Annotated in this window: 25 protein-coding genes; 10 read left to right on the forward strand and 15 right to left on the reverse strand. The window is 39.7% G+C overall.

The window, feature by feature from the left end; genetic code table 11:
* Positions 1 to 328: 328 nt before the first annotated feature.
* Positions 329 to 1,075: a response regulator gene (locus CYAN7822_RS26525; protein WP_013325345.1), complete on the forward strand. Its 747-nt coding sequence runs from the start codon at positions 329 to 331 to the stop codon at positions 1,073 to 1,075.
* A 128-nt stretch (positions 1,076 to 1,203) separates the two neighbouring features.
* Here the strand turns inward: CYAN7822_RS26525 and CYAN7822_RS26530 are convergent, their stop codons facing one another.
* Complete coding sequence (locus CYAN7822_RS26530; RefSeq protein ID WP_013325346.1) at positions 1,204 to 2,100, reverse strand: mechanosensitive ion channel family protein; 897 nt, start codon at positions 2,098 to 2,100, stop codon at positions 1,204 to 1,206.
* Positions 2,101 to 2,705: 605 nt separating this feature from the next.
* Here CYAN7822_RS26530 and CYAN7822_RS26535 point away from each other — a divergent pair.
* Entirely contained in the window at positions 2,706 to 3,032 is a 327-nt protein-coding gene (locus CYAN7822_RS26535; protein WP_013325347.1) for a hypothetical protein, read from the forward strand.
* 102 nt (positions 3,033 to 3,134) lie between these two features.
* On the opposite strand, the gene CYAN7822_RS26540 is transcribed toward CYAN7822_RS26535, so the two are convergent.
* Together CYAN7822_RS26540 and CYAN7822_RS26545 are read right to left on the reverse strand one after the other, a co-directional pair.
* Positions 3,135 to 4,022 carry a sigma-70 family RNA polymerase sigma factor gene (locus CYAN7822_RS26540; RefSeq protein WP_013325348.1) on the reverse strand — a complete coding sequence of 296 codons (888 nt, stop codon included), beginning with the start codon at positions 4,020 to 4,022 and terminating at the stop codon, positions 3,135 to 3,137.
* A gap of 62 nt (positions 4,023 to 4,084) precedes the next feature.
* Positions 4,085 to 4,345: a DUF1830 domain-containing protein gene (locus CYAN7822_RS26545; RefSeq protein ID WP_013325349.1), complete on the reverse strand. Its 261-nt coding sequence runs from the start codon at positions 4,343 to 4,345 to the stop codon at positions 4,085 to 4,087.
* Positions 4,346 to 4,645: 300 nt separating this feature from the next.
* Between CYAN7822_RS26545 and cax the strand changes: the two genes are divergently transcribed.
* Positions 4,646 to 5,746, forward strand: a complete 1,101-nt coding sequence (cax, locus tag CYAN7822_RS26550) for a calcium/proton exchanger (protein ID WP_013325350.1) — start codon at positions 4,646 to 4,648, stop codon at positions 5,744 to 5,746.
* 197 nt (positions 5,747 to 5,943) lie between these two features.
* Here cax and CYAN7822_RS26555 read toward each other — a convergent pair whose 3' ends face one another.
* The 3 genes from CYAN7822_RS26555 to CYAN7822_RS26565 all read right to left on the reverse strand — a co-directional run bounded on the left by CYAN7822_RS26555 (position 5,944) and on the right by CYAN7822_RS26565 (position 9,410).
* Positions 5,944 to 6,492, reverse strand: a complete 549-nt coding sequence (locus CYAN7822_RS26555; protein WP_013325351.1) for a DUF2808 domain-containing protein — start codon at positions 6,490 to 6,492, stop codon at positions 5,944 to 5,946.
* Between the two features lie 210 nt (positions 6,493 to 6,702).
* Positions 6,703 to 8,859, reverse strand: coding sequence for a polyribonucleotide nucleotidyltransferase (locus CYAN7822_RS26560; RefSeq protein ID WP_013325352.1), 2,157 nt, complete (start codon positions 8,857 to 8,859; stop codon positions 6,703 to 6,705).
* Between the two features lie 278 nt (positions 8,860 to 9,137).
* On the reverse strand, positions 9,138 to 9,410 hold the full coding sequence (locus CYAN7822_RS26565; protein ID WP_013325353.1) for a hypothetical protein: 273 nt from the start codon (positions 9,408 to 9,410) through the stop codon (positions 9,138 to 9,140).
* Between the two features lie 235 nt (positions 9,411 to 9,645).
* On the opposite strand from CYAN7822_RS26565, the gene CYAN7822_RS26570 reads away from it, so the two are divergent.
* Entirely contained in the window at positions 9,646 to 10,548 is a 903-nt protein-coding gene (locus CYAN7822_RS26570) for a dienelactone hydrolase family protein (RefSeq protein WP_013325354.1), read from the forward strand.
* 55 nt (positions 10,549 to 10,603) lie between these two features.
* Here CYAN7822_RS26570 and CYAN7822_RS26575 read toward each other — a convergent pair whose 3' ends face one another.
* Positions 10,604 to 11,155 carry a shikimate kinase gene (locus CYAN7822_RS26575; protein ID WP_013325355.1) on the reverse strand — a complete coding sequence of 184 codons (552 nt, stop codon included), beginning with the start codon at positions 11,153 to 11,155 and terminating at the stop codon, positions 10,604 to 10,606.
* A gap of 396 nt (positions 11,156 to 11,551) precedes the next feature.
* Between CYAN7822_RS26575 and CYAN7822_RS26580 the strand changes: the two genes are divergently transcribed.
* Positions 11,552 to 11,746, forward strand: a complete 195-nt coding sequence (locus CYAN7822_RS26580; RefSeq protein ID WP_013325356.1) for a hypothetical protein — start codon at positions 11,552 to 11,554, stop codon at positions 11,744 to 11,746.
* On the opposite strand, the gene CYAN7822_RS26585 is transcribed toward CYAN7822_RS26580, so the two are convergent.
* The 5 genes from CYAN7822_RS26585 to CYAN7822_RS26605 all read right to left on the reverse strand — a co-directional run bounded on the left by CYAN7822_RS26585 (position 11,743) and on the right by CYAN7822_RS26605 (position 14,729).
* A complete protein-coding gene (locus CYAN7822_RS26585) occupies positions 11,743 to 12,417 on the reverse strand; it encodes a LapA family protein (RefSeq protein ID WP_013325357.1) in 675 nt (224 codons plus the stop codon). The two genes, CYAN7822_RS26580 and CYAN7822_RS26585, sit on opposite strands and share 4 nt — an antisense overlap.
* A 129-nt stretch (positions 12,418 to 12,546) precedes the next feature.
* On the reverse strand, positions 12,547 to 13,161 hold the full coding sequence (locus CYAN7822_RS26590; protein ID WP_013325358.1) for a flavin prenyltransferase UbiX: 615 nt from the start codon (positions 13,159 to 13,161) through the stop codon (positions 12,547 to 12,549).
* Between the two features lie 61 nt (positions 13,162 to 13,222).
* On the reverse strand, positions 13,223 to 13,954 hold the full coding sequence (locus CYAN7822_RS26595) for a HEAT repeat domain-containing protein (RefSeq protein WP_013325359.1): 732 nt from the start codon (positions 13,952 to 13,954) through the stop codon (positions 13,223 to 13,225).
* A 54-nt stretch (positions 13,955 to 14,008) separates the two neighbouring features.
* The gene (locus tag CYAN7822_RS26600) at positions 14,009 to 14,491 is read right to left on the reverse strand and encodes a GNAT family N-acetyltransferase (RefSeq protein WP_013325360.1); all 483 of its coding nucleotides are present in this window, start codon (positions 14,489 to 14,491) and stop codon (positions 14,009 to 14,011) included.
* Between the two features lie 46 nt (positions 14,492 to 14,537).
* Positions 14,538 to 14,729, reverse strand: coding sequence for a hypothetical protein (locus tag CYAN7822_RS26605; protein ID WP_013325361.1), 192 nt, complete (start codon positions 14,727 to 14,729; stop codon positions 14,538 to 14,540).
* Positions 14,730 to 15,153: 424 nt separating this feature from the next.
* Between CYAN7822_RS26605 and CYAN7822_RS26610 the strand changes: the two genes are divergently transcribed.
* Complete coding sequence (locus CYAN7822_RS26610) at positions 15,154 to 15,870, forward strand: PEP-CTERM sorting domain-containing protein (protein WP_013325362.1); 717 nt, start codon at positions 15,154 to 15,156, stop codon at positions 15,868 to 15,870.
* 266 nt (positions 15,871 to 16,136) lie between these two features.
* Here CYAN7822_RS26610 and CYAN7822_RS26615 read toward each other — a convergent pair whose 3' ends face one another.
* Positions 16,137 to 16,523 carry a hypothetical protein gene (locus tag CYAN7822_RS26615; RefSeq protein WP_013325363.1) on the reverse strand — a complete coding sequence of 129 codons (387 nt, stop codon included), beginning with the start codon at positions 16,521 to 16,523 and terminating at the stop codon, positions 16,137 to 16,139.
* 358 nt (positions 16,524 to 16,881) lie between these two features.
* On the opposite strand from CYAN7822_RS26615, the gene CYAN7822_RS26620 reads away from it, so the two are divergent.
* The 4 genes from CYAN7822_RS26620 to CYAN7822_RS26635 all read left to right on the forward strand — a co-directional run bounded on the left by CYAN7822_RS26620 (position 16,882) and on the right by CYAN7822_RS26635 (position 21,066).
* Positions 16,882 to 17,724, forward strand: coding sequence for an alpha/beta fold hydrolase (locus CYAN7822_RS26620; protein ID WP_013325364.1), 843 nt, complete (start codon positions 16,882 to 16,884; stop codon positions 17,722 to 17,724).
* A 68-nt stretch (positions 17,725 to 17,792) separates the two neighbouring features.
* Entirely contained in the window at positions 17,793 to 18,242 is a 450-nt protein-coding gene (psbQ, locus tag CYAN7822_RS26625; RefSeq protein WP_013325365.1) for a photosystem II protein PsbQ, read from the forward strand.
* A gap of 163 nt (positions 18,243 to 18,405) precedes the next feature.
* Complete coding sequence (locus CYAN7822_RS26630; protein WP_013325366.1) at positions 18,406 to 19,503, forward strand: NAD(P)/FAD-dependent oxidoreductase; 1,098 nt, start codon at positions 18,406 to 18,408, stop codon at positions 19,501 to 19,503.
* A gap of 87 nt (positions 19,504 to 19,590) precedes the next feature.
* The gene (locus CYAN7822_RS26635; protein ID WP_013325367.1) at positions 19,591 to 21,066 is read left to right on the forward strand and encodes a multicopper oxidase family protein; all 1,476 of its coding nucleotides are present in this window, start codon (positions 19,591 to 19,593) and stop codon (positions 21,064 to 21,066) included.
* Positions 21,067 to 21,222: 156 nt separating this feature from the next.
* Here the strand turns inward: CYAN7822_RS26635 and CYAN7822_RS26640 are convergent, their stop codons facing one another.
* Entirely contained in the window at positions 21,223 to 22,503 is a 1,281-nt protein-coding gene (locus CYAN7822_RS26640; protein WP_013325368.1) for an RNA-guided endonuclease InsQ/TnpB family protein, read from the reverse strand.
* Between the two features lie 257 nt (positions 22,504 to 22,760).
* On the reverse strand, positions 22,761 to 24,029 hold the full coding sequence (locus CYAN7822_RS26645; RefSeq protein ID WP_013325369.1) for a S41 family peptidase: 1,269 nt from the start codon (positions 24,027 to 24,029) through the stop codon (positions 22,761 to 22,763).
* Between the last annotated feature and the right edge of the window lie 350 nt (positions 24,030 to 24,379).

The raw sequence follows: 24,379 nt of genomic DNA on the forward strand, positions 1-24,379 counted from the left end.
TTTTTTATTGCTAAAATGAAAATTGAATAGCCTTTATCAACAATTTTACTGACTGTTCGTGCTTAAATCTATAGGCTATAGGGATGAGTTAGGCCAGCATTAGGCTGTCCTATTCGAGGATAACAAAGTTAGAAGTTAGGTGTATTGTGCCGAAAGATGGATGACCGATTTTGCATCATTCCTCTAGAATACTGTAAGCAAATTAAATAAATAGTCATTGATCAATAATAATCAAGATATAGCTCATTCTCCAGTGGGCAAAATTGGCTATGGATTAATGACCTATCATTCAAAGTTGTAGCTTCTCCTAGCTAATAAGTGACTCAATATGGACAAAATTCGTGTAGTTTTAGTCGAAGATCATGATCTAAGCCGCGTAGGTTTGTGTGCTGCTCTACAACAGAATCAGGACATTACCTTAGTGGGTGAAGCCGCCAATGGGCGGGAAGCTTTAAAAGTCATCAGAGCGACTCAACCCGATGTGGCGGTTGTTGACATTGGTTTACCTGATATAGATGGCATTGAGGTAACACAAAATCTGAAACACTCAAGCCCCGAAGGAGAAGAACTGCGAAGCAAGGTATTAATTTTGACCATGCACAAGACTGAGGACTCAGTTATGGCGGCTTTTGCGGCTGGAGCAGATTCTTACGCTCTCAAAGATGTCAGTTTAGACAATTTAGTTCAAGCAATTAAAGCCACCCATGAAGGAAATACTTGGATTGATCCAGCGATCGCGCGAATTGTTCTTAAGCAAGCTAGAAGAGATGCTTTGACTTCCGCTACTGTTCAAAAAGTTCCTGAAACCGTTCCGGCTGAGCCGCAAAAGAGCGTTAAAATTGAAGGCGTTGACGATGAATACGCAAAACTGATCGAAAACGACCCTTTAACTGATCGAGAATTAGATGTATTAGAGTTAATTGTTGCCGGTTGTAATAATGCTCAAATTGCTGAAAAACTCTATATTACCGTAGGAACCGTTAAAACTCATGTACGAAATATTCTTAATAAACTCTGTGTTAATGATCGCACTCAAGCGGCAGTAAGAGCTTTACGGTCTGGGCTAGTTGGCTAAGTTTAATGATGATTTTTGTGATGATTAACTATGATTTTTTTGATTATTTGATTAACTATGATTTGAGTCGAGTTAGCATTTCTCTCATAGTATTCAATTAATCATTTTAATCATAGTCAGCAGTTTCCTTATCGTTTTAAGTTCATCGAATGTCCATTAGAAGCGGGCAGGGAATCGAGAGTTTTATCCTGATTATAAAAGTACAGAGTGCGAATCGGATAGGGAATATTAATTTTTGCCTGATCAAAAGCTTCTTTAATTGCTAAAATGGCTCGAGTTTGGGTTCTTCTAACAATCTGTTGTTGAGGAAGTGTCCAATAACGAGCAATTAAATCGATCGAACTTTCCCCAAAAGCGACTATATCAATATCAGGTTTTGGATCAGGAAGAACGCCGTTTACCTGTTGAAGAGTTTGCTGTAAAATTTCTCTAGCCTCAGATAAAGAAGTATTATAATCTACTCCCAATGCTAAATCTGTTCTACGTTTGCCTAACGCTGTTCTGACTTGTACGGCACTGGTAAAAACAGTAGAATTAGGCAACAAAATTTTTTCTCCTTGATAAGTGGCAATTTCTGTAGTACGAATATTAATTTGAGTCACTGTCCCTTCATAATCACCAACAATAATTTGATCGCTAATACGGAAAGGTTCTTGTATTAAGATCAGAACACCGGCTAAAAAGTTTTTAAAAATATCTTGAAAGGCGAATCCTATAGCGACTGAACCTAATCCTAGAGTGGCGATGATATCTCCTAATCTTAAACTAGGAAAAGCGACCACACAGGCAAAAATAACACCCGTTACCCAAGTCATTACATAAGAGGTTTTAGAAAATAATATTTGTAAAGATTGACTGCGAAGGGTACGGTGTCCTACCCGATTAGATAGGGATTGCGTAAATTTGGCGGCATAGGCGGTTAGCATAATGATGATTATGCCAGTGAGTAAACCCGGAAGCATTTTTATTCCACTAGCCAAAATTTCTTGTAAACTCGTTCTAATGGTTTTCATTACTTCATTCATAGGATTTGATACAGTTATTGATGATAGATTTTGTTGAAAAAAAAGATTTTTTTTAATTTTAAAATGGTATTTTCTTTTAAATGGTATTTACTTAAAACTTAACTGTCCTCTCTCTTTGGGGTTAAATTGTAATCAGATTTATATATTTACTTCTATATCAAGAACTCAAGAGATAAATTGATTAGTTGTTTCTTTCGATTTAAGGATAAGCTTTCAATCCTAAGTCTAGAACACCTAGCCCATCAAGATTTTTATCTATCTAAAGTAGGTTTCCGGTCTAAATCTCCTCTTAAAAATATATCTTAAGACAGATAGATTCAAAAAATTTATCTAACTTAAGAGAGAGACCCTCCCAAAAAAAACATGAAAATATTAAAAAGACAAAAAAACTTTTATATCTAAAGAAATAATTTTCTCAATTCTTTCTTGAGAATGATTGAGAAAAAACAAGGCTTAGTTATTCTTTAATTAGAAACTATTACAAAGTTTATTTTTCAATAGATGAGTTTTTTAAAATAAATTGATATTTAAAAACCAATAAAAATGATATTATTAAAAATTAATTTATTAAAGATCAATAAGGAGGTTAAAGGAGGTAGCCGATTTTGCACAATCAAGATATAGCCCAAACCTATCTAAGCTTAAAACAGCACAGTAACACCCGTAACTCTAATCATAAGGAGCCTAAAAGCGTAACAAAGTATAAACTAAATCTGAGGGAGGAAAACTCATCAAATAATTCTACTCATCTGTCAGTACCACAAGGAGTGATTCAAGATATTTTGGGATATCCAGTAATCCAAGTCATTTTTGATGAGCAAGGAAATGTCATTTTAGATATTGGTGATTTAATTACCTACCAAGCGGTTGAACGTGCAATTAAAGCCAATGTTTTTAAAATTTTGCTGGATGCAGTTTACATGGGCAAGTAGAAGATTTAACTTAATCCGGATTAATGTTTCTTTTGTCTTTTTACCTTACAAGAAAAGAGAGTTTATTTGATTAAAACTCCCTTATCTTGCAAAATCTTTAATTTATACAGCTAAATTTTTGAGCTTAAAAGCTTTATATTTTAAAGTTCTCATTGCCCTATTTTGAAGTTGTCTGACTCGTTCGCGGCTAAGATTACAGTAGTTACCGACCTCTTCTAAACTCATTTGTCTACCGTTTTTTAGTCCATAGCGTAGAGCAATAATTTCTTGCTGGCGAGGCGGTAAACTTTCCAGCAGTTCATCCACCATCGATCTTAATTCGATTTGAGCAACAAAATCATTAGGCGTTTCTGAATTATCTGCCAAAAGTTCTTCTAGCTCTGTTTGCTCATCCTCCATTTTCATGTTTAAACTATAAGAGCGAGTACGATGATCGGCTTGGCGGATAGCGTGTAATTCATGAAGAGACAACTCAAGCGCGTTTGCTAATTCTTGTTCTGTGGGTCTTCTCCCTAATTCTCCGGTCAGTTGACGAGTCACTCTTTTAAGTTTGTTGAGACTTTCTGTGAGATGACTCGGTAAACGAATGGTACGACTTTGGTCGGCGATGGCACGGGTCATAGCTTGACGAATCCACCAATAAGCGTAAGTGGAAAATTTATAACCTTTGGAGGGATCAAACTTTTCTACCCCTCGAATTAATCCGATACTCCCTTCCTGAATCAAATCGAGAAAAGATAAGCCACGTCTTTGATATTTTTTAGCAATGGATACCACTAAACGTAAATTTGCATTAATCATTTTGCGCTTGGCGCGTTTCCCTTGTTGAATAATGCGTTTTTCTTCTGGGGTAGGGTTCTCTTTGTCTATTAAAGCCATCATTTTTTGAACTTGAGTGGCCAGTTCGATTTCTTGTTGTGCATTTAACAAGGGAGTGCGGCCAATTTCTTGTAAATAGGCTTTGACGTTATCAACGGTTTCTTTAGTCATATTTACTAATTAATTGTTGATTGCCGGTTTCCTAGATGAGTTTAAAGTTGGATGTTTAAGGATTAACGAGATTTAGGAATCTGGAGTTCTAGGCAAGGAATAAGCTCTTGCAATACTCCTAGGGCTGACTGCCGATAAATTTCTAGTTTAGCTTGGTAAGGAGCCGTAAAAAAGAAACATTCTTGCGGAAAGACCACTCGTTCACAATCGTGTTCATCCAGATTAGTAATGCGGGCAATAATGGTTTGTTCAGTGCGGTTACAATAGCAACAGACAATTTGTTTTGTTGTATTGACTGTAGGAGGAGAGAAGATTTTAAGCATAATCTACTTAATACTCAAGAGCAAATAACTTTTTTTTGATTTTTAAACTGAGATTTTTTTTTAGTTTGTTAACAACAACATAAACAAAGTTACAAGAGTTTTTGGATATATGATTACCTTATCTTTGATTAGATAGCCACACATCGCACATAAGACATAATTCTTTTGAAAGATTAGAAGGACATGAAGAGAGAAATATTCATCACATTAAAACAATTTTTATAAATTAACGCAACGAGATGGCCGATTTTTGTCAAAATAAAAGCTAGTCCCGATTTTTTAAAATTATAGACAAGCTAGATGCTCAACAAAAACACTATATTTCTGATTTTGTCAATCTTTGTCCCCATTTCTCTTGTCGCTCATTTTTTGGCATGGAATTCTACTATAGTTTTTATTACCGCAGGTTTAGCCATTGTGCCCTTAGCCGCTTTTATGGGAACGATAACCGAAGAAATTGCGGTAGTGGTGGGGCCTAACTTAGGAGGGCTATTAAATGCCACCTTTGGCAATGCCACAGAATTAATTTTGGCTTTCATTGCTCTCAAAGAGGGATTAGTCACCATTGTTAAAGCAACGATTACAGGCTCAATTATCAGTAATTTACTTTTGGTGATGGGGTTTGCTATGCTCTTAGGAGGACTTCGCTACAAAGAGCAATATTTTCAGCCCGTAGCGGCTCGTTTAAATGCCTCCTCGATGAATTTAGCGGTGATTGCGATTCTTTTACCCACTGCGGTGCAATATACCTCTTCAGGCATTGAGGAAACAACTTTACAGCAATTATCCGTCGCTGTTGCTGTCATTTTAATTTTGGTTTATGGGTTAACCTTGTTTTTTTCCATGAAAACCCATACTTATCTTTATGAGGCGGGAATCGCTACTGAAGAGGAATTAGCCGCCATAGACGACGCTGAAAGTTCGAGTAAGCCGCTCGGGTTTTGGATAGTGTTATTATTGGTGATCACCGTTGGAGTCGCCATCGAATCAGAGTTATTAGTTAATTCTTTAGAAGAAGCGACTTCTAAGTTAGGGTTGACTTCTTTATTTACTGGGGTGATTTTGTTGCCAATAATTGGTAATGCGGCTGAACACGCTACGGCGGTAACGGTAGCGATGAAAAATAAAATGGATCTTTCCTTATCGGTAGCGGTAGGTTCTAGTTTACAGATTGCGCTATTTGTTGCCCCAGTTTTGGTGATTGCGGGTTGGTTTTTGGGTCAACCGATGGATTTAAATTTTAATCCTTTTGAGTTAGTTGCTGTGGCTGTTTCTGTACTGATTGCTAATTCTATTAGTTCTGATGGTAAGTCGAATTGGCTAGAAGGAACTTTATTACTGGCAACTTACATTCTGTTAGGGTTTGCTTTTTTCTTTCATCCCATTACTGAAGGCTTGTAATTATCAAATTTTAATTTTCTTTATTTTCCTACCTTGAAAGCCATAATTGATCTCTGTTAAATCTTGTGATGGGCTACCATTAATCAACGAATCTCCACCCCCTTATTTAGGGGGGCAGGGGAGTATCTGTTTGTTAGTAAACATCAATGATAATTAATCTTAAAATAGGCAAACAAACGAAATGTTTTCAATTTTTACTACAGCCTATCGCCATTTTGATAAAAATGAAATCGTCCGACTCCCAGATACAAACCTAACGAGTCTTCCCCTTGCGGAAAAACCGTAACGCCAAATAAATAAACGCCGCCATAATCCGGATTTCTAATCGGTTTTAATCCCACCGTTACCGTATTTCCCGGCGGAATAGGCGGATCAAACGTCACCGTAACTGTTTCAAATTGTCTATCCCATTCAGCATTTTTAATAGTATAGTTTTCGCCTCGATGGGTATAAGTTCCTACAAAAGCCACTGTTTTCTCGGGATAAAAATCAATCGTTTGGGGTGAGTAGCGCTGCCCGATCACAATTTTTCCGACAGGTTCTCCGACATCTTCAGGAATTTCAATGGTAAAATAATACTTAGCCGCCGGGACTCTAACGCCGTCAAAAGTCGTAATAGCATCTAGTAAAAGAGGGGATTTTTCAAAAGACCTTGTTCCATCAGCAAACTGAATTGCTAAGACCGGCGAACCGAGGCAAGTTAATAAGCTTGTTATTCCTAAAGTTGCCCCTAAATATTTCCACATAAATTTTGTTTAAAACATTTCTACTATCTTTAATATATAAAGAAAAAAAATAAATGACTGTTAATGATTAACGATTCCCGACTTGCTTGAACATTACTTACCTTACTAAGCATTAAATACTAATAACAGTTAACGTGGAGGCGACCTCCACGCCGTTTAAAATACAGGGTTAACTGGGGTGCGGAACGAGTTCCGCACTGTTAATGTCACCTAGAGAAGTGCGGCGGCTCTACGGGCTGCGGCGGCTTCTTCAGGATGGATACCTAAGCGGGTTAAATTGAGACGACCTTTATTGTCTATTTCCCGAACTTTAACCACGACTTCATCCCCAACGGCTAACTCATCCTCAACTTTACCGACTCGACCTTCAGCCAGTTGAGAAATATGAATCATACCCTCTTTACCGGGCATAATTTCCACAAAAGCCCCGATCTGAATGATGCGAGTCACACGACCCACATACACCTCACCTTCATTGAGTTTACGGGTCATATTATGAATTAACTGTTTAGCCCGTTCGGCTTGTTCAGCTTCAGAAGCGGAAATGGTCACCGTTCCATCATCATCAATATCGATCTTGGTCTTGGTTTGTTCAGTAATACTTTTAACCGTTTTCCCACCAGGACCAATAACCAACCCGATCATATCCGGATCGATCCTCATGGTTAATAGACGGGGAGCATAGGGAGACAATTCTGGACGGGGTTGTTCAATGACACTGAGCATTTTGTCAAGGATATGTAACCGCGCCGGTCTTGCTTGTTCGATGGCTTTAGCGACAATATCCATAGACAGCCCTGTAATTTTCATATCCATCTGAAGGGCTGTAATGCCGTTGTCGGTTCCAGCTACTTTGAAGTCCATATCCCCTAAGAAATCTTCTATCCCCTGAATATCGGTGAGGATACGCACTTCGTCGCCTTCTTTAATTAATCCCATGGCCGCCCCACTGACGGGTTTAGTAATGGGAACTCCAGCATCCATTAAGGCCAGAGTGGAGCCGCACACAGACCCCATAGAAGTCGAACCATTAGAGGAAAGCACCTCAGACACGACCCGAACCACATAGGGAAATTCCTGCTGAGTGGGTAAAACCGGAGTAATTGCCCGTTCGGCTAAAGCACCGTGACCGATTTCCCGCCGTCCGGGAGAGCGCATAGGACGGGTTTCGCCCACTGAGTAGGGAGGGAAATTATAATGATGGAGATAGCGCTTTTCGTCTTCGGGATGGAGATCATCAGCTAACTCTTGAGCATCTCCTGGGGTTCCTAGAGTGGCTAGAGAGAGAACTTGGGTCAGTCCGCGACAAAATAGACCACTTCCGTGAACTCGTTGGGGCAGAAGACCCACACGGCAGCTAATAGGACGTACTTCATCGAGTTTACGACCATCTACCCTCACGCCCTCATTAATAATTTGAGCGCGCATGAGTTTTTTGGTTACGTCCTTGAATAGGTTGGAAACTAATTTCGAGTCTTCTGTAACGGCAACTTTAACGGGGTCTTCTTCAGGTAGAGAGGCGATCTCTTCTTGGACTTTAGCGGCTTTGATCTCATCTAGGGCCAGGTCCCGGGCGGTTTTATCAAGGTCATACTGAGAGAGAACTTTTTTAATCTCGTCGCTAGTACGCTCAGTAATAAACTCCAGCACAGGCTGATTAACGGGGGGTTCTTCTGAAGAAACGATTTCTATTCCCAAGGTTTGAATGACATCAAGTTGGGCGGCAATTAAATCCCGTACCGCTTCATAACCAAAATCGATCGCTTCAATGATGTCTTGTTCAGGTAACTGGTTAGCTCCTGCTTCCACCATGACCACACCTTCAGGACTCCCAGCCACCACCAGATCCAGGTCTCCGGTGTTAATTTCCTTATAGGTAGGGTTAATAATAAAATCATCCCCTACTAAACCGACTCGAACGGCTGCCATCGGCCCAAAAAAGGGAATTTTTGCTAATATCACTGCTAGAGAAGCCCCGGTTACCGCTAAGACATCGGGGGGAACTTCTTCATCCATTGACAAAGTGGTAGCGATGACCTGAAGATCATCTCTCAACCAATGGGGGAACAGAGGACGTAAAGGCCGATCTATCAGACGACTGATTAAAATGGCTTTTTCAGGAGGCCGACCTTCCCGTCTGAGAAACCCTCCTGGTATTCGTCCTGCTGCATAAAGTCTTTCTTCATAATCAACCGTTAACGGAAGAAAATCTACTCCTTCCCGGCCAGGTACTTTAGTTGCTGTAACTAATACTGCCGTATCTCCCGATTGAATTAAGACGGAGCCGCCCGCTTGAGGGGCTAGTAATCCTAGTTTTAGTCTAATATCCCGTCCGTCAAAGGATATCGACCTGTCAAATTCTTCCATGCAGCGTTTTTCCCTTTTCTATCACTCTTCATCTTCTGTCGCAATCCTAACATTTTTGTACCACCCTAGGAGGATTAGTTCTAAATTCGCCTTTGTTATTAGTAAATTAGTACGGTTTAGCCAGAATTTCTCTAAGATTCTCAAGTCAATTGTTATAGCAGTTGAAGAATATGTTAAGACAGTCTCAATGGCTAAAATCTCGTTATCGCTCTTATTTGCCTATAACAGAGCTAAAGAGAGCTTTTCTTGAGAACTCGCCAGGATGACAGTCATCGCTGTTAATGGTTAACGCTTAATTCTCTTGCTTCGGGGTTAATCCCTAAATGCGGCTGAAATTCTCTCAAACGAGACTGGGCTAAATCTCTAATTAAAGGGGTTCTTAAGCGAATATAACCCTTGACTTTTTTGGATTCTTCTGTAGTGAGAGTTTCTTTTTCTTGTAATCGTTGTAGCAGTTGATTCACTAAGTCCTGATCAGGTAAACTCAGTAATATATGGGCTTGACTTTCTTCCACTACAGTCCATAATTGTCGTAACATAGAAGAATTCACGATAGTTTCCTGCCTTTTAACTGTTTGAGGGATTCTTTCAGATTCTCTGAGAAAAACTTTTCTCTCAAAACAATCTAAAGAAATTATTAAAGTTTTTAACGAGGTTGACAATATATTAGCTAAGAAGATTTATTTAAATATAGGGATCTTATTATTTCTTAATATAATTTAATAATTCCTCGAGGGGTTACCATAACCTAAGTTGTCTTCTAAAAAAGTCTTTTTAAATACTATAATGCGTAAATTTTTCCTCTTGGTAGTTTTAAGCTTGTTAGGAGTGATCTTGTACACGGGCAGTTTTTCGTCCACGATGGCGCTATCTCCTCAAAATCCGGATTATGCTCAAAAAATCTGGCAATCCCATGCAAATGATTCCCCTATAGCCACTCCTATGGTAACCCAACAGTCGGGAACTCGTTCGGTCCCCCAGCCTACTGTACCGGTTCAAGTAGAATCGGTGACCTATGGAACCATGAATAAAAAACCGCTCAAAGGTTATCTGGCGCGTCCATCCCAAACGAACAAAGATTTACCCGCCTTAATTGTTATTCATGAGTGGTGGGGACTCAACGATAATATTAAAATGATGACACAGCGACTAGCCGGAGAAGGATACACGGCCTTAGCGGTGGACCTGTATGGGGGACAAGTGGCAGATAATCCCGCTACAGCCGCACAATTAGTCACAGAAGCTCAAAAAAATCCTAAGTTACTTAAAGATAATCTGCGTTCGGCTTATCAATATTTAGAACAAAATCAAAAAGCCAGCAAAATTGCTAGTATTGGCTGGTGTTTTGGGGGAACTTGGTCTTTTAATACCGCTTTATTATTTCCTACAGAACTTGATGCCGCCGTGATTTATTACGGTGGGGGAATAGAAACCAATCCCAATGTACTAAAACCTCTACAGATACCAATTTTAGGAATTTTTGGAGGATTGGATCAAAACCCTCCTGTAACCAAAGTCAGAGAATTTGAAAAAACCCTTCAATCTCTTGGTAAACCTGTAGAAATTTATGTTTATGAAGATGCCGATCATGCTTTTGCTAATCCTTCGGGAACTCGCTATAATGAAGCGGCAGCCAGAGATGCTTGGCAAAAAACCCGCGCATTTTTGCAAAAATACTTACAAAATTAGCATTAACATAATGTGATCGAAATCTTGTACTTGGCGGCTCCTTATACAAGACTGACTATTGAACGACAGGATTGACTTTTAAAATCGAGGGAATTTGAGCTAGAATTTGCGAAACAATCTGCTCGGGGGTTTGATGCTCTGTGATCGAAATCTGTAAATCTGCCTGTTTATACAAAGGTCGTCTCTGAGTCCATAAAGATTGTAATTTCTGTTCAAGGTCAACATCTCTGAGTAAAGGTCGAGTGCTATCCTCCTTTAAGCGTTGTATCAGTAAATCAACAGGACTATCAAGCCAAATAATTAACCCATGACGTAAATAACTCCAATTCATTTGTTTTATGACGATGCCTCCACCTGTAGCGATAATGCTTTTTGTATAGCTACAAAGCTCACTCAAAACTTGAGATTCTATTTTTCGAAAAGCCTCTTCTCCTAGTGTGTTAAAAATCTCATTAACCGTGTTTCCACTCACGCGCTCAATTAACACATCGCTATCAAAAAAACGATAGCCTAATTTCTCGGCTAATAGCTCTCCTACCGTAGTTTTGCCGGTACCAGGCATACCAATGAGAAATATACTAACTCCTTTGAGTAAATTTAGGGTCATTTATAGGAAACTCTCAAGCTAAACAATGATCATAATCTAGCAAATTCACGAATAAATAATCTTAAAATAGAAAATGTCATCTATCTTTAGTTATAAATTCTAGTCTTGATTATATCAATATATCTTGATAATATATCTGAACAGTTGATGTTTTTTAAAGTAGCTTGATCAATTCAATAAGAGTTATGGCTGCCAAATGTAACTTCATTGGGTATTCTAGAATTAGGTAGCTTAACAAAAACTTTATTGAATGTTGACAAAATTTTTATAAATAGTATTCTGTCAAGTCAATAAACGGTATATTTATTTAAATAACTACTATATGCCAACCACCTATGAGGGTTTCCACCCAAAAATTGTTTAAACATTTGTTTTAATTAACTAGGAGCCAGAGAAATGTATTATATACGTGATGTTGTCAAACAAGCTCTTGATACAGGCTATTTAACCCTAGAAGCCGAAGAAAACCTACGCCGAATGTTAAGTAAAAAGTATAGTGAAGAAGATTTAGAAGCATTTATCGCTCTACAACAAGCAGCCATGTCAGGTCTTGTCAGACAACAGTCTAGAGAAGTTATGATGATGGGTTAAACCCATTCCTCATCTTCATCTTCTTTGTCTGTGGACTGAGGCGGATTTTCAGGATAGGGAGAATTGATCACTCGGTAGTCAGCGTCGTAAACCGGGTCAGGAGAACGGCGTTCTGGCGGTTTTGCCTCCCTATAGCTATAAGAATAGACCGAACCTTGACGAGAAGTAGTTTTAGGTTGCTGCTGAACTTCAAAATTCGACGCTTGCTCTTGAGAAAAAATAGAGTTAAATTCTTTCTGTATAACCGTAGGTTCTGAAGGAGGGGTTTCAATATCCCAATCTTTGGAGCTATTGTCTCTATCCCATTCAAAATTCGTCTGAGAATCTGTAGTAGAGGGCCTATCTGATACTTCTTTTTGCCTGTTTGACTCAAACACTTCTCTAGTGAATCCTTGTCTTGGTGGTGGAGCAACCGGCTCAGGAGGAGACATACTCGCTAATGGTTCTCGGGGAGTTCTTCGTCTAAAGCTGACATACAATAACTGTAACAATAAACTGGTAAATAACCCGGCTCCAGCAAAAATTAATACCCACACAGCCAGAGACAATTGTATCGTCTTAGTGCCAAAAATAACTAAAGCTACTGGTTGCTGATTTTGCAAGACAAAAACAATTGAAATAACCAGCAAAGCTATGATAATCAGTGGACGAAAGATAATAATAGCTATCATAAGCACAGGAAATAGAGAGTAAAAAGCTCTGCTTGCGCCCCAAATTTTCGGTCAACCCGCCTCATAAATATAACCTTTTTTCATTGTACAGAAATCTGGCTATTGAGCTTATCGGCTTTACTGGTACATTTACTGGCCTTCCCAACGCTTTAAAGGAACACAATCAAGATCAAGTTGATCTAAAGTACGAGCAACCACGAAATCTACCAAATCCTCAATGGTTTTTGGGTCATGATACCAGGCAGGAATAGCAGGGACAATTTTTACACCGGCTTCAGCTAACTGAGTCAAATTTCTTAAATGAATCAAGCTGAAGGGAGTTTCTCGGGGAACAATCACTAAAGGACGGCTTTCTTTAAGTTGAACATCGGCGGCTCTTTCCATGAGATCCGAACTTAAACCTGCCGCTATTTTGGCAACGGTACTCATACTACAAGGAATAATAACCATGCCTAAAGTCCGAAAAGAACCACTAGCAATGCTTGCTCCTACATCAGACCAACGGTGACAACGCAGTTTCCCAAGCTGAGGAACCCCGGCTTGTTCGCGCCAAAATTGTTCTTGTAGGTCAGGTTCGGCCGGCATCCGAACATTTTGTTCAGCTTGCCACACCATATAAACAGCTTTTGAAGCCACCACATCGATGATATAGTTAGCCTCTAAAAGAAATTTGATGGTGCGGACGGCATAAATTAAACCTGAAGCCCCGCTAATACCCAAAATAAGTGGTTTTTCAGTAGTCATTAGTGATTAGTCATTAGTCATGAGTGATTAGGCATTAGTTAGACGGTTAATTGTTAAGTATTTAGATCAGTCCTTCAAGTTCTAACTCCTCAATCATTTGAAGTCCGCGAGGGTCACCGAGTTTTAGCAATGCTCCTTTAGCATCTTCTTTAACTCCGAGGTCTAGATCTTCTACTAATGCTTCAATTAAGGCATCAATAGCCGTAGCATAGACTACGTTTAACGGGAGTTCTTGGCAAAGTTGTCCGACTGACCAAGCACAGTTGCTTCGAACTGCCGCCGTTAAATCTCCTCTTAATCCTTCCACTAGAGGAGGGATAGCGGCAATAACATCCTCGTATTCTAGTTTAGCAACTTGAGCAAGACTGCTGGCTGCCCAAAGGCGCACGGCTGAAATATCGGTCTTGAGTGCATGAAGCAAAGGTTTTAAGGCGCGGCGATCGCGGCAATTTCCCAAAGCCCAAACCACTCCTTTACGAACATAGCCATTCAAATCTGTATGAAGTAGATTAATTAGAGGTTCTACTGCATTAGCGCTGGTATTACGCCCTAAAGCATAGGCGGCACTCACTCGAACTAGAGGACAAAGATCATTTAATAATTCAATTAAAAAAGGAATAGAGCGATCATCTTTGAGTTCACAAAAAGCTCTAGTGGCGATCATCCGATGCGATGGCATTTCTGAAGAGAGCAACGCCAACATCTCCTCTGGGTCAGGGGGGAGACTTTCTTCTTCGAGGTAATCCAGAGGGCTATCTTGTTGATCAATTGCATTTAGGTCATCATCGTTCATATTTGATAGATTATCATTCCCTTAGCACAAATTCTCAAAAATAAAATAATCGTTTCAATCAAAGCTATTATTGAGAGGTTTAATCATCGTTAAAGATTGAGGTTTAAAACCGAGACGATCATATAAATTGAGGGCAGACTGGTTATTGAGGAAAACTTGCAGCCCCATTTGGCGATCTCCTCTGCTTTTTGCCCAATTTTGAGCTTGATTGAACAAAGCCGTAGCGATGCCCTGATAACGATGTTGGGGGGCAACGTAGACTAAAAAAATGTGAGCATATCGCTCTCCTGTGACCTGATCAACGCCAGTTCCCATCCATAAACAAGCTATAGAGGTGGATAGTTTTTCAGTTTCAGAGCTTAATTCTACCAACCACAGGGGAGTTTGTGAGGAAAAATATTTTCTGACGGTTTCCGCCAGATGAGAGAAATTTTCTTGTTTAGGAAAAAGTTCCTGGTAAGTTTCGTTCATAAACTTCACCAGTAATGCTGTATCTTTACTCGATCCCTGTTTTAATCGATAACCTTCGGGTAACACGTTGCTCAACCTTGCTCTAAGCTGACAAGTACCAATTCCCAAATTTTTAGTAGGAGCGAGTTAAGCTAGAGGGATAAACTTGATCCAAGGTTTTAGGGATAGCTAACCCTAAATCGTCTGTGGGTGCGGGACCTGAAAGCCCAGCAGGTAGGAAAGTTCGGGCGCTGACCACCACTAAGGCCACTAAAAAGATGATAACAGCTACCAAGGGAGCGATGTATTGACGCAAAAATGCCATAGCCAGATTTAAAGAAACTGTATTTGCCGCAAAAAATGAGCTTTATCTAGTTTAACCTACAGGTTCAATTCTGGAGCATTTCTCAGCTACAATCATCCGTCGGCAACAAGTTCCCAAACCCAGCCATAAGCAGATTTCTACCAATTCCAATTGCAGCCGCTAAAACTCGCCTATAGCAGCCGTAAAAAATACTATTGTTTTGAGTTTTTTAGGAAATGATCTCCGGCCATACCAACTAAGTTGTTGTTTACGTAGAAATACTGTTTTGTTTTTATTAATTAAAATTTTGGGCTTATATTTTTCGTTAAAATTACTTTTAAAGTTGACAAATCTAATCTTAATTTTAAATTTAAAAAAATCTTGTCATTTAATTTTTTAAAGACTAAAATTAATAATAGTTATTCCCAAAACTCTATTTAAATATATGAAAAGGCCTTATTCCCTAGCTAAAGTGACAGCTTTTTCTTTAGTAGCGATCAGTGCTTCTGCTTTATCTTTAACATTAGCGTCTGCTAAATCTGAAGCGGCAACCCTAGTGAGTAACATTAATCTCTCAGGGACTTCTACGGCTAATCAACTGTATCAACTATCAAACAAGGATAGAACTGGAGCCAGTTTCAAAGCTCCAACTTACGCTTCTACGCTAACGAATATTCAACTATCTTTAGTCTCTAATAGTACAATACCTGAGACGGTTAGTATAGATCTTTATAACTCACTTGATGATAATTATTCTCCTACGGGTTCACCTTTTGCAACCATTAGCCAATCTGTTTCTCTGGATGTTTTGACACCTACGGTGGTTACTTTTAGCCCCTCTTCTACTATTTCATTAAACACAAATGCCAATTATGCTTTTGTTGTGCGTACTGAGAGTGGAAGTTCCATGCAACTACAATCAAGCTGTCTGGGTAATAGCTGTGAAAATTCGCCGGGTTACACTGGACTAACGGCTCCGCCCTTAAACATTTTTACTACTATTGACAGTGGGATAAGTTGGAATTCTCAGCTTTCTCAAAGAGTTTTTGCTATTAATGTCAGCAACGCGCCAAGCACACCTGAACCAACTACGATTTTAGGTTTTTTAGTTTTAGGAGCATCGGGTTTAATGATTAAAAAAAATCCGGGAAATTATCGCTAACTATTAAACTTTACTTTCATAAATTTGAGAAACTCTATCTTTTTTTAGTTGAGTTTTGAGTCCGTGCGAACTACATCTATTACCCAAGGATTTTTGAAATTTTTCTTTAAAGATTAATCAGGACAAAGAGAACAATTTATAATTTTTAGTTCTGGTGGTAGGGGCGGCCCTGTTCCCACAGATCACCCCATCCCTTAACTTACATACTCACTATCGTTTTTGAGGTAGCTTTTAAGTCAGACTGTATGAGGAAAACTCAAGACTTTCTAGGGTGAAGGTTGTAAGTCTTCTAATTTAACGGGAAAACCGTACACACTAACGATTAGCTCCGCTAAACATTCACTGGCAGATTTTCCACTCGCTAATATGGCTTTAGCTAATTGTATAACCTCAGTGAAACTTTTCTTTTGAAACATAAAGGCATTACATAACTCCTGATTTGTGTAATATAGTTCTTGTTCTAGAACTTCTAAGCGGCTATTCTGGAGCTTTGCCAGACTATGCCAAGACTGTATCTGCTCGCGCAACAATTCTATCTCATCAAAAGTCGCTAATAAGCTCTCATCAGAGATGATGGTTAATGGTGTTGATGCTCTGACTTTTTCAACAGTCCTGTTCTGAGTTAAAACATTTTTATGGTTGAGTTGGTGCATTGAATTTGGTTCTACTTTCTGTTTTTTTAAAAAAGTATACCTTATAATAATGAAGTTTTTCTGAAGTCGGAGCGAAAAATTATTAAAATTTATGGGGTTTTAGATAAAGAATTTCTACGTTCTTAAAAGGTATCCTAAAATATAAAATTGTTAAAAGCTTTTCAGTCACCGCAGCGAAATAAATTTATAAGCTCTGTTAGATAAGATTAGCTTATCATAACAAGGACGGGAGCAGACTTTGGTGTCTCGGGCGTTGCCGGCCTGTGAGTAGATTCTGTTGGGAAAAGCCCATGTTCCTGATGCGGGTGCGTGGGAGAATGTCTATTAGCAAATTAATATACTCATCTCAATTAAAAGAGTGACAATTACCGAAAATACAATTGAAGTCGGAACGCTCAAGTGGTTTTATCGAGAAGCTATCCCTAACAACGACACCCATAAGCCGCCAGTGCTATTCCTGCATGGGTTGCCTTCTCAAAGTTATAGTTGGACTGAGGTCATGCCCCAACTAGCAGAATCAGGACTAAGAGCGATCGCACCAGATTGGATAGGTTCTGGATTTTCTGACAAACCTGATACTAGACGGTTTGCCTATACTCCCGAGGCTTTTATTAAAGCGTTGTCTGATTTAATAGCCGCACTCAATTTAGAAAAAGTGTCTTTAGTGGTTCAGGGTTTTTTAGGCTCAGTGGGATTACAATATGCTTTGCGCTCAAAAGAAATGATAGAGCGTTTGATTATCCTGAATACGCCCCTTTCCACCAACGCCAAACTCCCTTGGGCCATGAAACAATGGGCACTGCCTTTGGTTGGGGATATGGTCACTCAAGATCCTCTGTTAGTCGATCGAACTTTAGAAGGCGGTAGCGGGTTTGTCATTAGTGATGAGCGTCTGAGTGTTTATCGTAAACCTTTTTTAAAAACTTCAGCCACCGGACGAGCCTTACTTGCCACAATAAAAAATCTGAAATTGGCTGAATCTATGGCAGAATTAGAATCGGGTTTGGCTGATTTCTCTAAGCCGACTCTGATTATTTGGGGATCGGCTGACCCTTGGCTATCTTCGGCTGATGCTGAAAAATTGGCGACTAAAAGCAATATTGAATTAATCAAACTTGAAGAAGCCAAACACTATCCCCAAGAGCATTGGTCAGGTGAGATATCTCAGATAATGGTCAATTTTCTACGTCGCCAAACCTAAAATTTATTTGATGGCTGAGAAAATCAGTTCATCAGGATGTTAAATTCTTGAATCATTAACAACATAAAATGCCACGTTTTCGTTCTATTCTATCAATTCTGTTAGTTCTGGTAACAACACTATTGGTTAGTTGTGGAGGTTCTCCCTCTGCTGCGATTCCGACTACCTATAGTCCCGAAAAAATTGAACAATTACAAGTCTTTGTGGAACCCGTTAATCAAGCTCGTCAAGAGTTGTCCCAATTAAAAGACTTTATTTCTGAGCAAAATTGGGTCGATACCCGAACCTATATTCACGGGCCTTTAGGTCAACTCCGTCAACAGATGCTCGGTTTATCTCGTGAACTGTTACCTAAAGATCAAAAAGAAGCAACTGATTTGGCTAAAAAGGTGTTTGGGGATTTTGAGCGTTTAGACGCAGCCGCTCAAGACCGCAGCCCAACTCGCGCTCAGGCTCAATTCCAAGAAGTTGTTAGAGATTTTGATGCTTTCTTGGATTTGATTCCCCCAGGGAGTTAATTTTAGTTATTAGTCATTAGTCTTATAAGTTAAGAGTTGTTAGTAAACACTGATCAGTAAACAACTGACTCGGCGGCTAATGACTACTGACTACTGACTAATGACTAATCACTAATCACTAATCACTAATCACTAATCACTAATCACTAATCACTAATCACTAATGACTAAAGTTACTATTATTGGATGCGGTGTGGTAGGAGCTACCATCGCCTATGAACTCAGTAAAGTTAAGGGTTTAGAGATCACAGTATTTGAGGAAAAAGTAGCCGCTTGTGGGTCGACGGGAGCGGCTCTTGGTATTTTAATGGGGGTAATTAGTCAAAAAACTCGGGGGCGAGGATGGCGGCTTAGACATGAGAGTATTAAAGGCTATAAAACTCTTATCCCTGAATTAGAGAGTTTGACAGGCTTGAAGATTCCTCATAACCGACAAGGCATTGTGATGTTACGTTTTGAAGGAGAAGAGGTTGCTCAATGGGAACAATTAATACAGATACGTCATTCTCAAGGTTGGCCTTTGCAAATTTGGGATTTAGAGCGTCTTAAAAGAAATTGTCCCCAAATTGAAAATGAGCGGGTTATTGGTGCTGTTTATTCTCCTGAAGATTTACAAATAGACCCCACTCGTTTAACAGAAACCTTAGTAACAGGAGCGAGTTTAAATGGCGTTAAATTTCATTTTGGAGCCAAAGTTCAAAATATGGCGGCTAGTGACCTAGATGAGGCAAATTTACGTCATTGCTATCAAGTTCAGACAAGGGATGGAACCCTAGAAACTGACTGGGTAGTTATTGCGGCTGGGTTAGGTTCAACACCTCTGAGCGCTTCTCTACAACAAGCCGTTAATATTAGTCCAGTATTAGGACAAGCATTAACATTAAAACTGAATAAACCGTTAGGAAATTTAGATTTTCAACCAGTAATTACCGGAGATGATATACATATTATTCCTGTGGGTAATCAAGAGTATTGGATAGGTGCAACGGTCGAATTTCCGGATGAGAAAGGAGAAATCATTGCACAAGCAGAATTATTAGAACAAGTGAGACAGCAAGCCGTGACTTTTTGTCCGGATTTAGCGGCAGGAGAAGTCATTAATAGTTGGTTGGGTAAGCGTCCCCGTCCCCAAGGACAAGCGGCTCCTGTTATTGAAAAGTTATCCGGATATAGCAATGTTTTATTAGCTACCGGTCATTATCGCAATGGTGTATTATTAGCCCCGGCAACCGCTCAGGAAATTAAGGGTTTAATTATTTAAAACAAAAGAGAAAAAGCCGCTATTTCATCCGGATTTCATTTTTCCTCGCCATACTCAAGAGATAAACATTAATAATAGCTAGTCTGTATGAAACGAAGACAATTTCTTCTCGTTAGCGCGGCGAGTATGATGGCCACTACAGCCACTAGCTGGGCCATTAGCAAAAATCAGAGAGGTGCTTTACCCAACTCATCCCCAACCCCTAAGTTAATCCAAAGTCGTGATGGACTGCTCGAACTCAATTTAGAAGCGAGTTTATCCCCTCTCAATTTCAACGCTCAACAAGCTTATCTGATGAGTTACAACCGACAACTCCCCGCGCCGCGCCTAGAAGCCAAAGCCGGAGATACCGTTCGTATCCATTTGACGAATCATCTCCAGCAACCGACTAACCTACACTATCACGGCTTACACGTTATCCCGACAGGAACCGGCGATAATCCTTTCCTGAGTATCCCTCCTCAAGAACAGTTCACCTACGAGTTCACCATTCCCCAAAATCATCCTTCTGGAATATTTTCCTATCATCCCCATCACCATCATCTTGTAGCAGAACAGGTCTTTAATGGATTAATAGGATTGTTCATTGTTCGAGGAGAATTCGATACAATTCCGGAAATAGAAGCAGCCAAAGAGGAGTTTTTAGTCTTTCAAGATTTCGCCCTCGATGCAGGAGGACATATTCAAAACACAAATCAGATGGACTTGATGAGAGGACGGGAAGGTAACTTACTGACAGTCAACGGGCAAATTCAACCCGATTTAAAAATTGCTAGAGGCGGTTTATTAAGATTACGTCTCCTCAATGCTTCTGCCTCTCGTTTTTATCGCCTATCTCTAGAAAATCATCCGTTTTACCTCATCGCCACCGACGGAAGGTCCCTCAGCGAACCCGTAGAAAGCGAGGAACTCTTGCTGGCCCCCGGGGAACGCGCGGAGGTGCTAGTCAAAGGAGAGCAAGAACCAGGGCATTACCGCTTACTAAATTTACCCTATGATCGCGGAGGAATGAGCATGATGGGAGGCGGCATGGGGATGATGGGAGGTCATCATTCAATGGTAAATACTAATCAAAGCATGCCCCAAGTTTTGGCGACTTTTACTTATCAGGGAACCTCTAACCCTTTACCTTTGCCTACCAAATTGATGCCTGTGGAGTCTTTAGCTACCCCTAAAAAGGTTCGCAAGATTGAATTATCCATGACTATGTCGATGGGAATGGGAATGAATATGGCCTTTTTGTTTAATGGCCAAGAATTTGACCCGAATCGCATAGATGCAGAGGTTAAACTGAATAGCATTGAAGATTGGGAATTGATCAATGTCGATCCTGATGGCATGGCACATCCCTTTCACCTCCATATCAATCCTTTTCAAGTGATTTCACGTAACGGACAACCCGAACCCTATCGTGCTTGGAAGGATACCATTGTAGTGCGAGGAGATGAAATGGTCACAATTCGAATTCCTTTTCGAGATTTCACCGGTAAAACTGTCTATCATTGCCATATTCTCGATCATGAGGATTTAGGCATGATGGGAATTGTTAACATCACCGCTTAATTTTAACGTAACTCGAACCCTAAATTATTGAGTGCTTCCCGCAAGCGATCACGCCCTGTTAAAGACTTTCCGGTTGCTACTCGAGTCAGAGAGTGTTCTGACCAATCTTGCATTTACTTTCATAGACTGCTTAGCTTGACACTCCCCATCTAATTACTACACTTTGTTTCGTAATATAGATGGGGATTCTTGGTTCACAGAAGATACTTGCTCTGACAGGATTACTCCAACCAAAGTAGAGGCATCTTCTCCCCCATTAGCTATAGCTAACGTTGAAAGAATTTCACTTTCAAAAGCTTTAGATCCCGTATGCCCTACGGTACTTAATCCTAATTTCAAAATGTTAATTGCTGCGTTAATATCTCTATCTTCTTCATATAGACAATGCGGACATCTATGAGTTCTAGTCGATAGAGATTTTTTGACTTTTTCACCACAGTTAGAGCAATTTTGAGATGTATTATGAGGTGGAACAGCTACAGTTGCTTTTCCATATTTAAAAGCAAAATATTCTAACCATTGACGAAAAGTTGACCAAGCAGCGTCATTAACACTTTTAGCTAACTTGGATTTAGCTAGACCTTTAACATTTAAGTCTTCATAGGCTACCAAATCGTTAGATTGGATTACGCGCAATGCCTCTCGTTGGACAAAACCTTTACGCTGCCTACTTACCCTTAGATGCTTACGGGCGTATTGTTGTCTAGCTCTTTTATAGTTGTTTGATGGCTTTTGTCCCTTCTTAAACTTCTTAGATTTACGTTGATTAAGCCGGTTTAAAAGTTTTTCAGCTTGACGATAGTATTGAGGGATTTCTACAGTTTTGCCATCACTATCTGCATAGAAAACTTTTAATCCAACATCAATTCCTACACAATGTTTAGTAGGTTCTAATGGTTTAGAGTAGCTTCTTATATCAACGCTGATACAAAACTGGACATAGTAACCATTGGCACGACGTACTAATCTAACTCGTTTAAAGGAGTCGATTGGGTAAAAGTTTAAATCCCTAGTTCCTTTTAAAGAGAGTATCCCAATTCCTTTTTTGTCGGTAAAAGTTATCTTCTTTCTATTATCAGATAATTTCCAACCTGACTGTTTATATTCAACGGAACGATTATTCTTTTGAAACTTAGGAAAACCTTTTTTACCCTTAATATTCTTTTTGCAATTGTCATAGAAACGAGAAATAGCAGCCCAAGCCCTTTCTGATGATGCCTGTCTTGCTGTTGAGTTTAATTCATCAGCAAATTTATACTCTTTAGCTAAAATACGACAATATTTATTGAGAACATATTTATCGATTTTATCCTCTCGACTAGCATCCATCCAAAGCCTTAATGCTTTATTTCTGATGAATTGTACTGTCCTGATAGCATCGTCAATAGCTAAGACTTGATTAGGCTTTACCACTGCTTTCATTTCTAAAACAATCATTGTTTACCGACCTCAAACAACTATGTTTTTATGCTAGTAGCAAGAGCGCAAAATGTCAATATGTGCTACGCTGTTATTATTGGTCGAGGTTTCATTCCTTCCCCTTCGCATTGCTCAGGGTCAGGACAAGCCCCACCGTTCAATGTGGGTATTTTTGTAGAATTTATAGGTGGGGTCTTCACCTCAACATTTCTGATAAACCATACTTAAACCGAGAGATTCAGCCGCTACTGCCGCATTTTGAGTCGCCTGCCGCGTCATTTTAAGGCTTCTTCAATCGCTCGCTCTTTTTGAGGGTCTTTTCCTTGAGCATATTCAAGCGTAAAAGGCACTTCAAGATCCGGTTTAACGCCTACTCCTTCTAAGCGATATTGATCATTAACATAAACATTCGCTACTGCCACATAAAGTAAGCTGCCATCAGACATTAAAAAAGCCCGTCCAGCTACTACTGCGCCGGGTGTTGGTGACCCCACGACAGGGCCGATTTTATATTGCTGAAATCCAAAAGCGAGAATTTCTTTGCTGCTGCGGCTTCCCTCATTAACTAACATTACTACTGGTTTATTCCAGATAGCATAAGAATAATGTTTCCGTCCATTTCTGGGAATACTGGTAATTGATAAAGGTTTAGCCGTATAAATATTTAAAGCCGTCAAGGGCGCTCCTCCCCAACCCCCTCGCAAATCTAATACCAAAGCATCTGCTGATGCCAAACGCCCATAAAACAGTTCTTCTTCGAGCAATTGTTGATACTGATCGCCTGCATAAGACCAAATATGAACGTAACCAATTTTTCTATTTTCTCGTTCATAAACGTGAATACTAGAGTCCATTGCTTGGGAGAACATTATGCCGGCATTTATCATTTTAGGGACAACTTTTAGGGATTTTCGGCTGTTTGACTCGGCTTCTCGCTCAATTAATAAACTCACAGTTTGTCCGGCTTTATTGCGAAAAGATTCCACCGCTTCAAATGGCTTCCCGTCAACACTAATTATACGATCACCCACTAATATACCAGCCGCCTCTGCTGGAAAGCCGTCTAGAACGCCGCTAACAAAGGTTTTTCCTTCTACTTCTTTTGTAAAGATCCCAATCCCGCTATATTCAATTGTTTCTGTGGGAAACCACTGTTTTAATTGCTGGCGTAATTCCGATGAGATAGCCGCAAAAATCGCCAACAGTTGATAGTATTGTGTCTGTTGAGGAATATAATACTGAGTGTGAGAAGTTTTTAACTCAGATAACATTTGATTAATCACATTAGCCAACTCTTGTTTGGAAACGGAAGCAGCCGCTTTTGAGCGATATTTATCTTTCATCGATTCCCAGTTAACCCCATTAAAGTCGGGGTCATAAAAATTTTCTTTTACCGTTAAAAAAACTTGCTCAAAAACTTTAATATTACTCGGTTGTTGCTGGGAAAAAATAGGGTTTATAAAACTAACTAGAAAAATAAGAGTAGCGGCTAGTACAATTAATAAAGTAACGCGATGAAGTGCTTTTGTTGAATACTTACTCATGTATAGCTGATAACACGATAGACAGGTTACTTTTTGATCATGCACTTTTTTGGCTTAAACTGGCTTCTGGCCTGAGAGCAAATTTTGTGAGAATTGGAAAATTTTTTTTATACTGGTATATAAAATGAGAACGCTCAACCATGAAATCCCCCAAAAAGGTTCTCAGAGAGTCAGCACCCCGCACTGAAGTTGCGGGGCTAGGCTACGCCTCGCTGCGCGCCCGTGCCCCCCCCGTTTCAGTTAGCTGACCAGCCTAAGTCTTAAATGACTACGTTTTTAAGGTCATAATACCTACGAATGCCTCGCTAGTTCGTAGCTCTATTGTTAACAATTAAACAGTTTTACGAGGG

The sequence above is a fragment of the Gloeothece verrucosa PCC 7822 genome (assembly GCF_000147335.1).
Classification (GTDB): Bacteria; Cyanobacteriota; Cyanobacteriia; order Cyanobacteriales; family Microcystaceae; genus Gloeothece; species Gloeothece verrucosa.

Bases quoted from the DNA above. Each gene is read 5' to 3' on its own strand.
- CYAN7822_RS26640 (WP_013325368.1), bottom strand. From the start codon at position 22,503: ATGATTGTTTTAGAAATGAAAGCAGTGGTAAAGCCTAATCAAGTCTTA.
- CYAN7822_RS26555 (WP_013325351.1), bottom strand. From the start codon at position 6,492: ATGTGGAAATATTTAGGGGCAACTTTAGGAATAACAAGCTTATTAACT.
- CYAN7822_RS26540 (WP_013325348.1), bottom strand. From the start codon at position 4,022: ATGACTAAAGAAACCGTTGATAACGTCAAAGCCTATTTACAAGAAATT.
- CYAN7822_RS26545 (WP_013325349.1), bottom strand. From the start codon at position 4,345: ATGCTTAAAATCTTCTCTCCTCCTACAGTCAATACAACAAAACAAATT.
- CYAN7822_RS26575 (WP_013325355.1), bottom strand. From the start codon at position 11,155: ATGACCCTAAATTTACTCAAAGGAGTTAGTATATTTCTCATTGGTATG.
- CYAN7822_RS26645 (WP_013325369.1), bottom strand. From the start codon at position 24,029: ATGAGTAAGTATTCAACAAAAGCACTTCATCGCGTTACTTTATTAATT.
- CYAN7822_RS26605 (WP_013325361.1), bottom strand. From the start codon at position 14,729: ATGGCATTTTTGCGTCAATACATCGCTCCCTTGGTAGCTGTTATCATC.
- CYAN7822_RS26580 (WP_013325356.1), top strand. From the start codon at position 11,552: ATGTATTATATACGTGATGTTGTCAAACAAGCTCTTGATACAGGCTAT.
- CYAN7822_RS26635 (WP_013325367.1), top strand. From the start codon at position 19,591: ATGAAACGAAGACAATTTCTTCTCGTTAGCGCGGCGAGTATGATGGCC.
- CYAN7822_RS26610 (WP_013325362.1), top strand. From the start codon at position 15,154: ATGAAAAGGCCTTATTCCCTAGCTAAAGTGACAGCTTTTTCTTTAGTA.
- CYAN7822_RS26570 (WP_013325354.1), top strand. From the start codon at position 9,646: ATGCGTAAATTTTTCCTCTTGGTAGTTTTAAGCTTGTTAGGAGTGATC.
- cax (WP_013325350.1), top strand. From the start codon at position 4,646: ATGCTCAACAAAAACACTATATTTCTGATTTTGTCAATCTTTGTCCCC.
- CYAN7822_RS26595 (WP_013325359.1), bottom strand. From the start codon at position 13,954: ATGAACGATGATGACCTAAATGCAATTGATCAACAAGATAGCCCTCTG.
- CYAN7822_RS26585 (WP_013325357.1), bottom strand. From the start codon at position 12,417: ATGATAGCTATTATTATCTTTCGTCCACTGATTATCATAGCTTTGCTG.
- CYAN7822_RS26615 (WP_013325363.1), bottom strand. From the start codon at position 16,523: ATGCACCAACTCAACCATAAAAATGTTTTAACTCAGAACAGGACTGTT.
- psbQ (WP_013325365.1), top strand. From the start codon at position 17,793: ATGCCACGTTTTCGTTCTATTCTATCAATTCTGTTAGTTCTGGTAACA.
- CYAN7822_RS26560 (WP_013325352.1), bottom strand. From the start codon at position 8,859: ATGGAAGAATTTGACAGGTCGATATCCTTTGACGGACGGGATATTAGA.
- CYAN7822_RS26525 (WP_013325345.1), top strand. From the start codon at position 329: ATGGACAAAATTCGTGTAGTTTTAGTCGAAGATCATGATCTAAGCCGC.
- CYAN7822_RS26630 (WP_013325366.1), top strand. From the start codon at position 18,406: ATGACTAAAGTTACTATTATTGGATGCGGTGTGGTAGGAGCTACCATC.
- CYAN7822_RS26530 (WP_013325346.1), bottom strand. From the start codon at position 2,100: ATGAATGAAGTAATGAAAACCATTAGAACGAGTTTACAAGAAATTTTG.
- CYAN7822_RS26590 (WP_013325358.1), bottom strand. From the start codon at position 13,161: ATGACTACTGAAAAACCACTTATTTTGGGTATTAGCGGGGCTTCAGGT.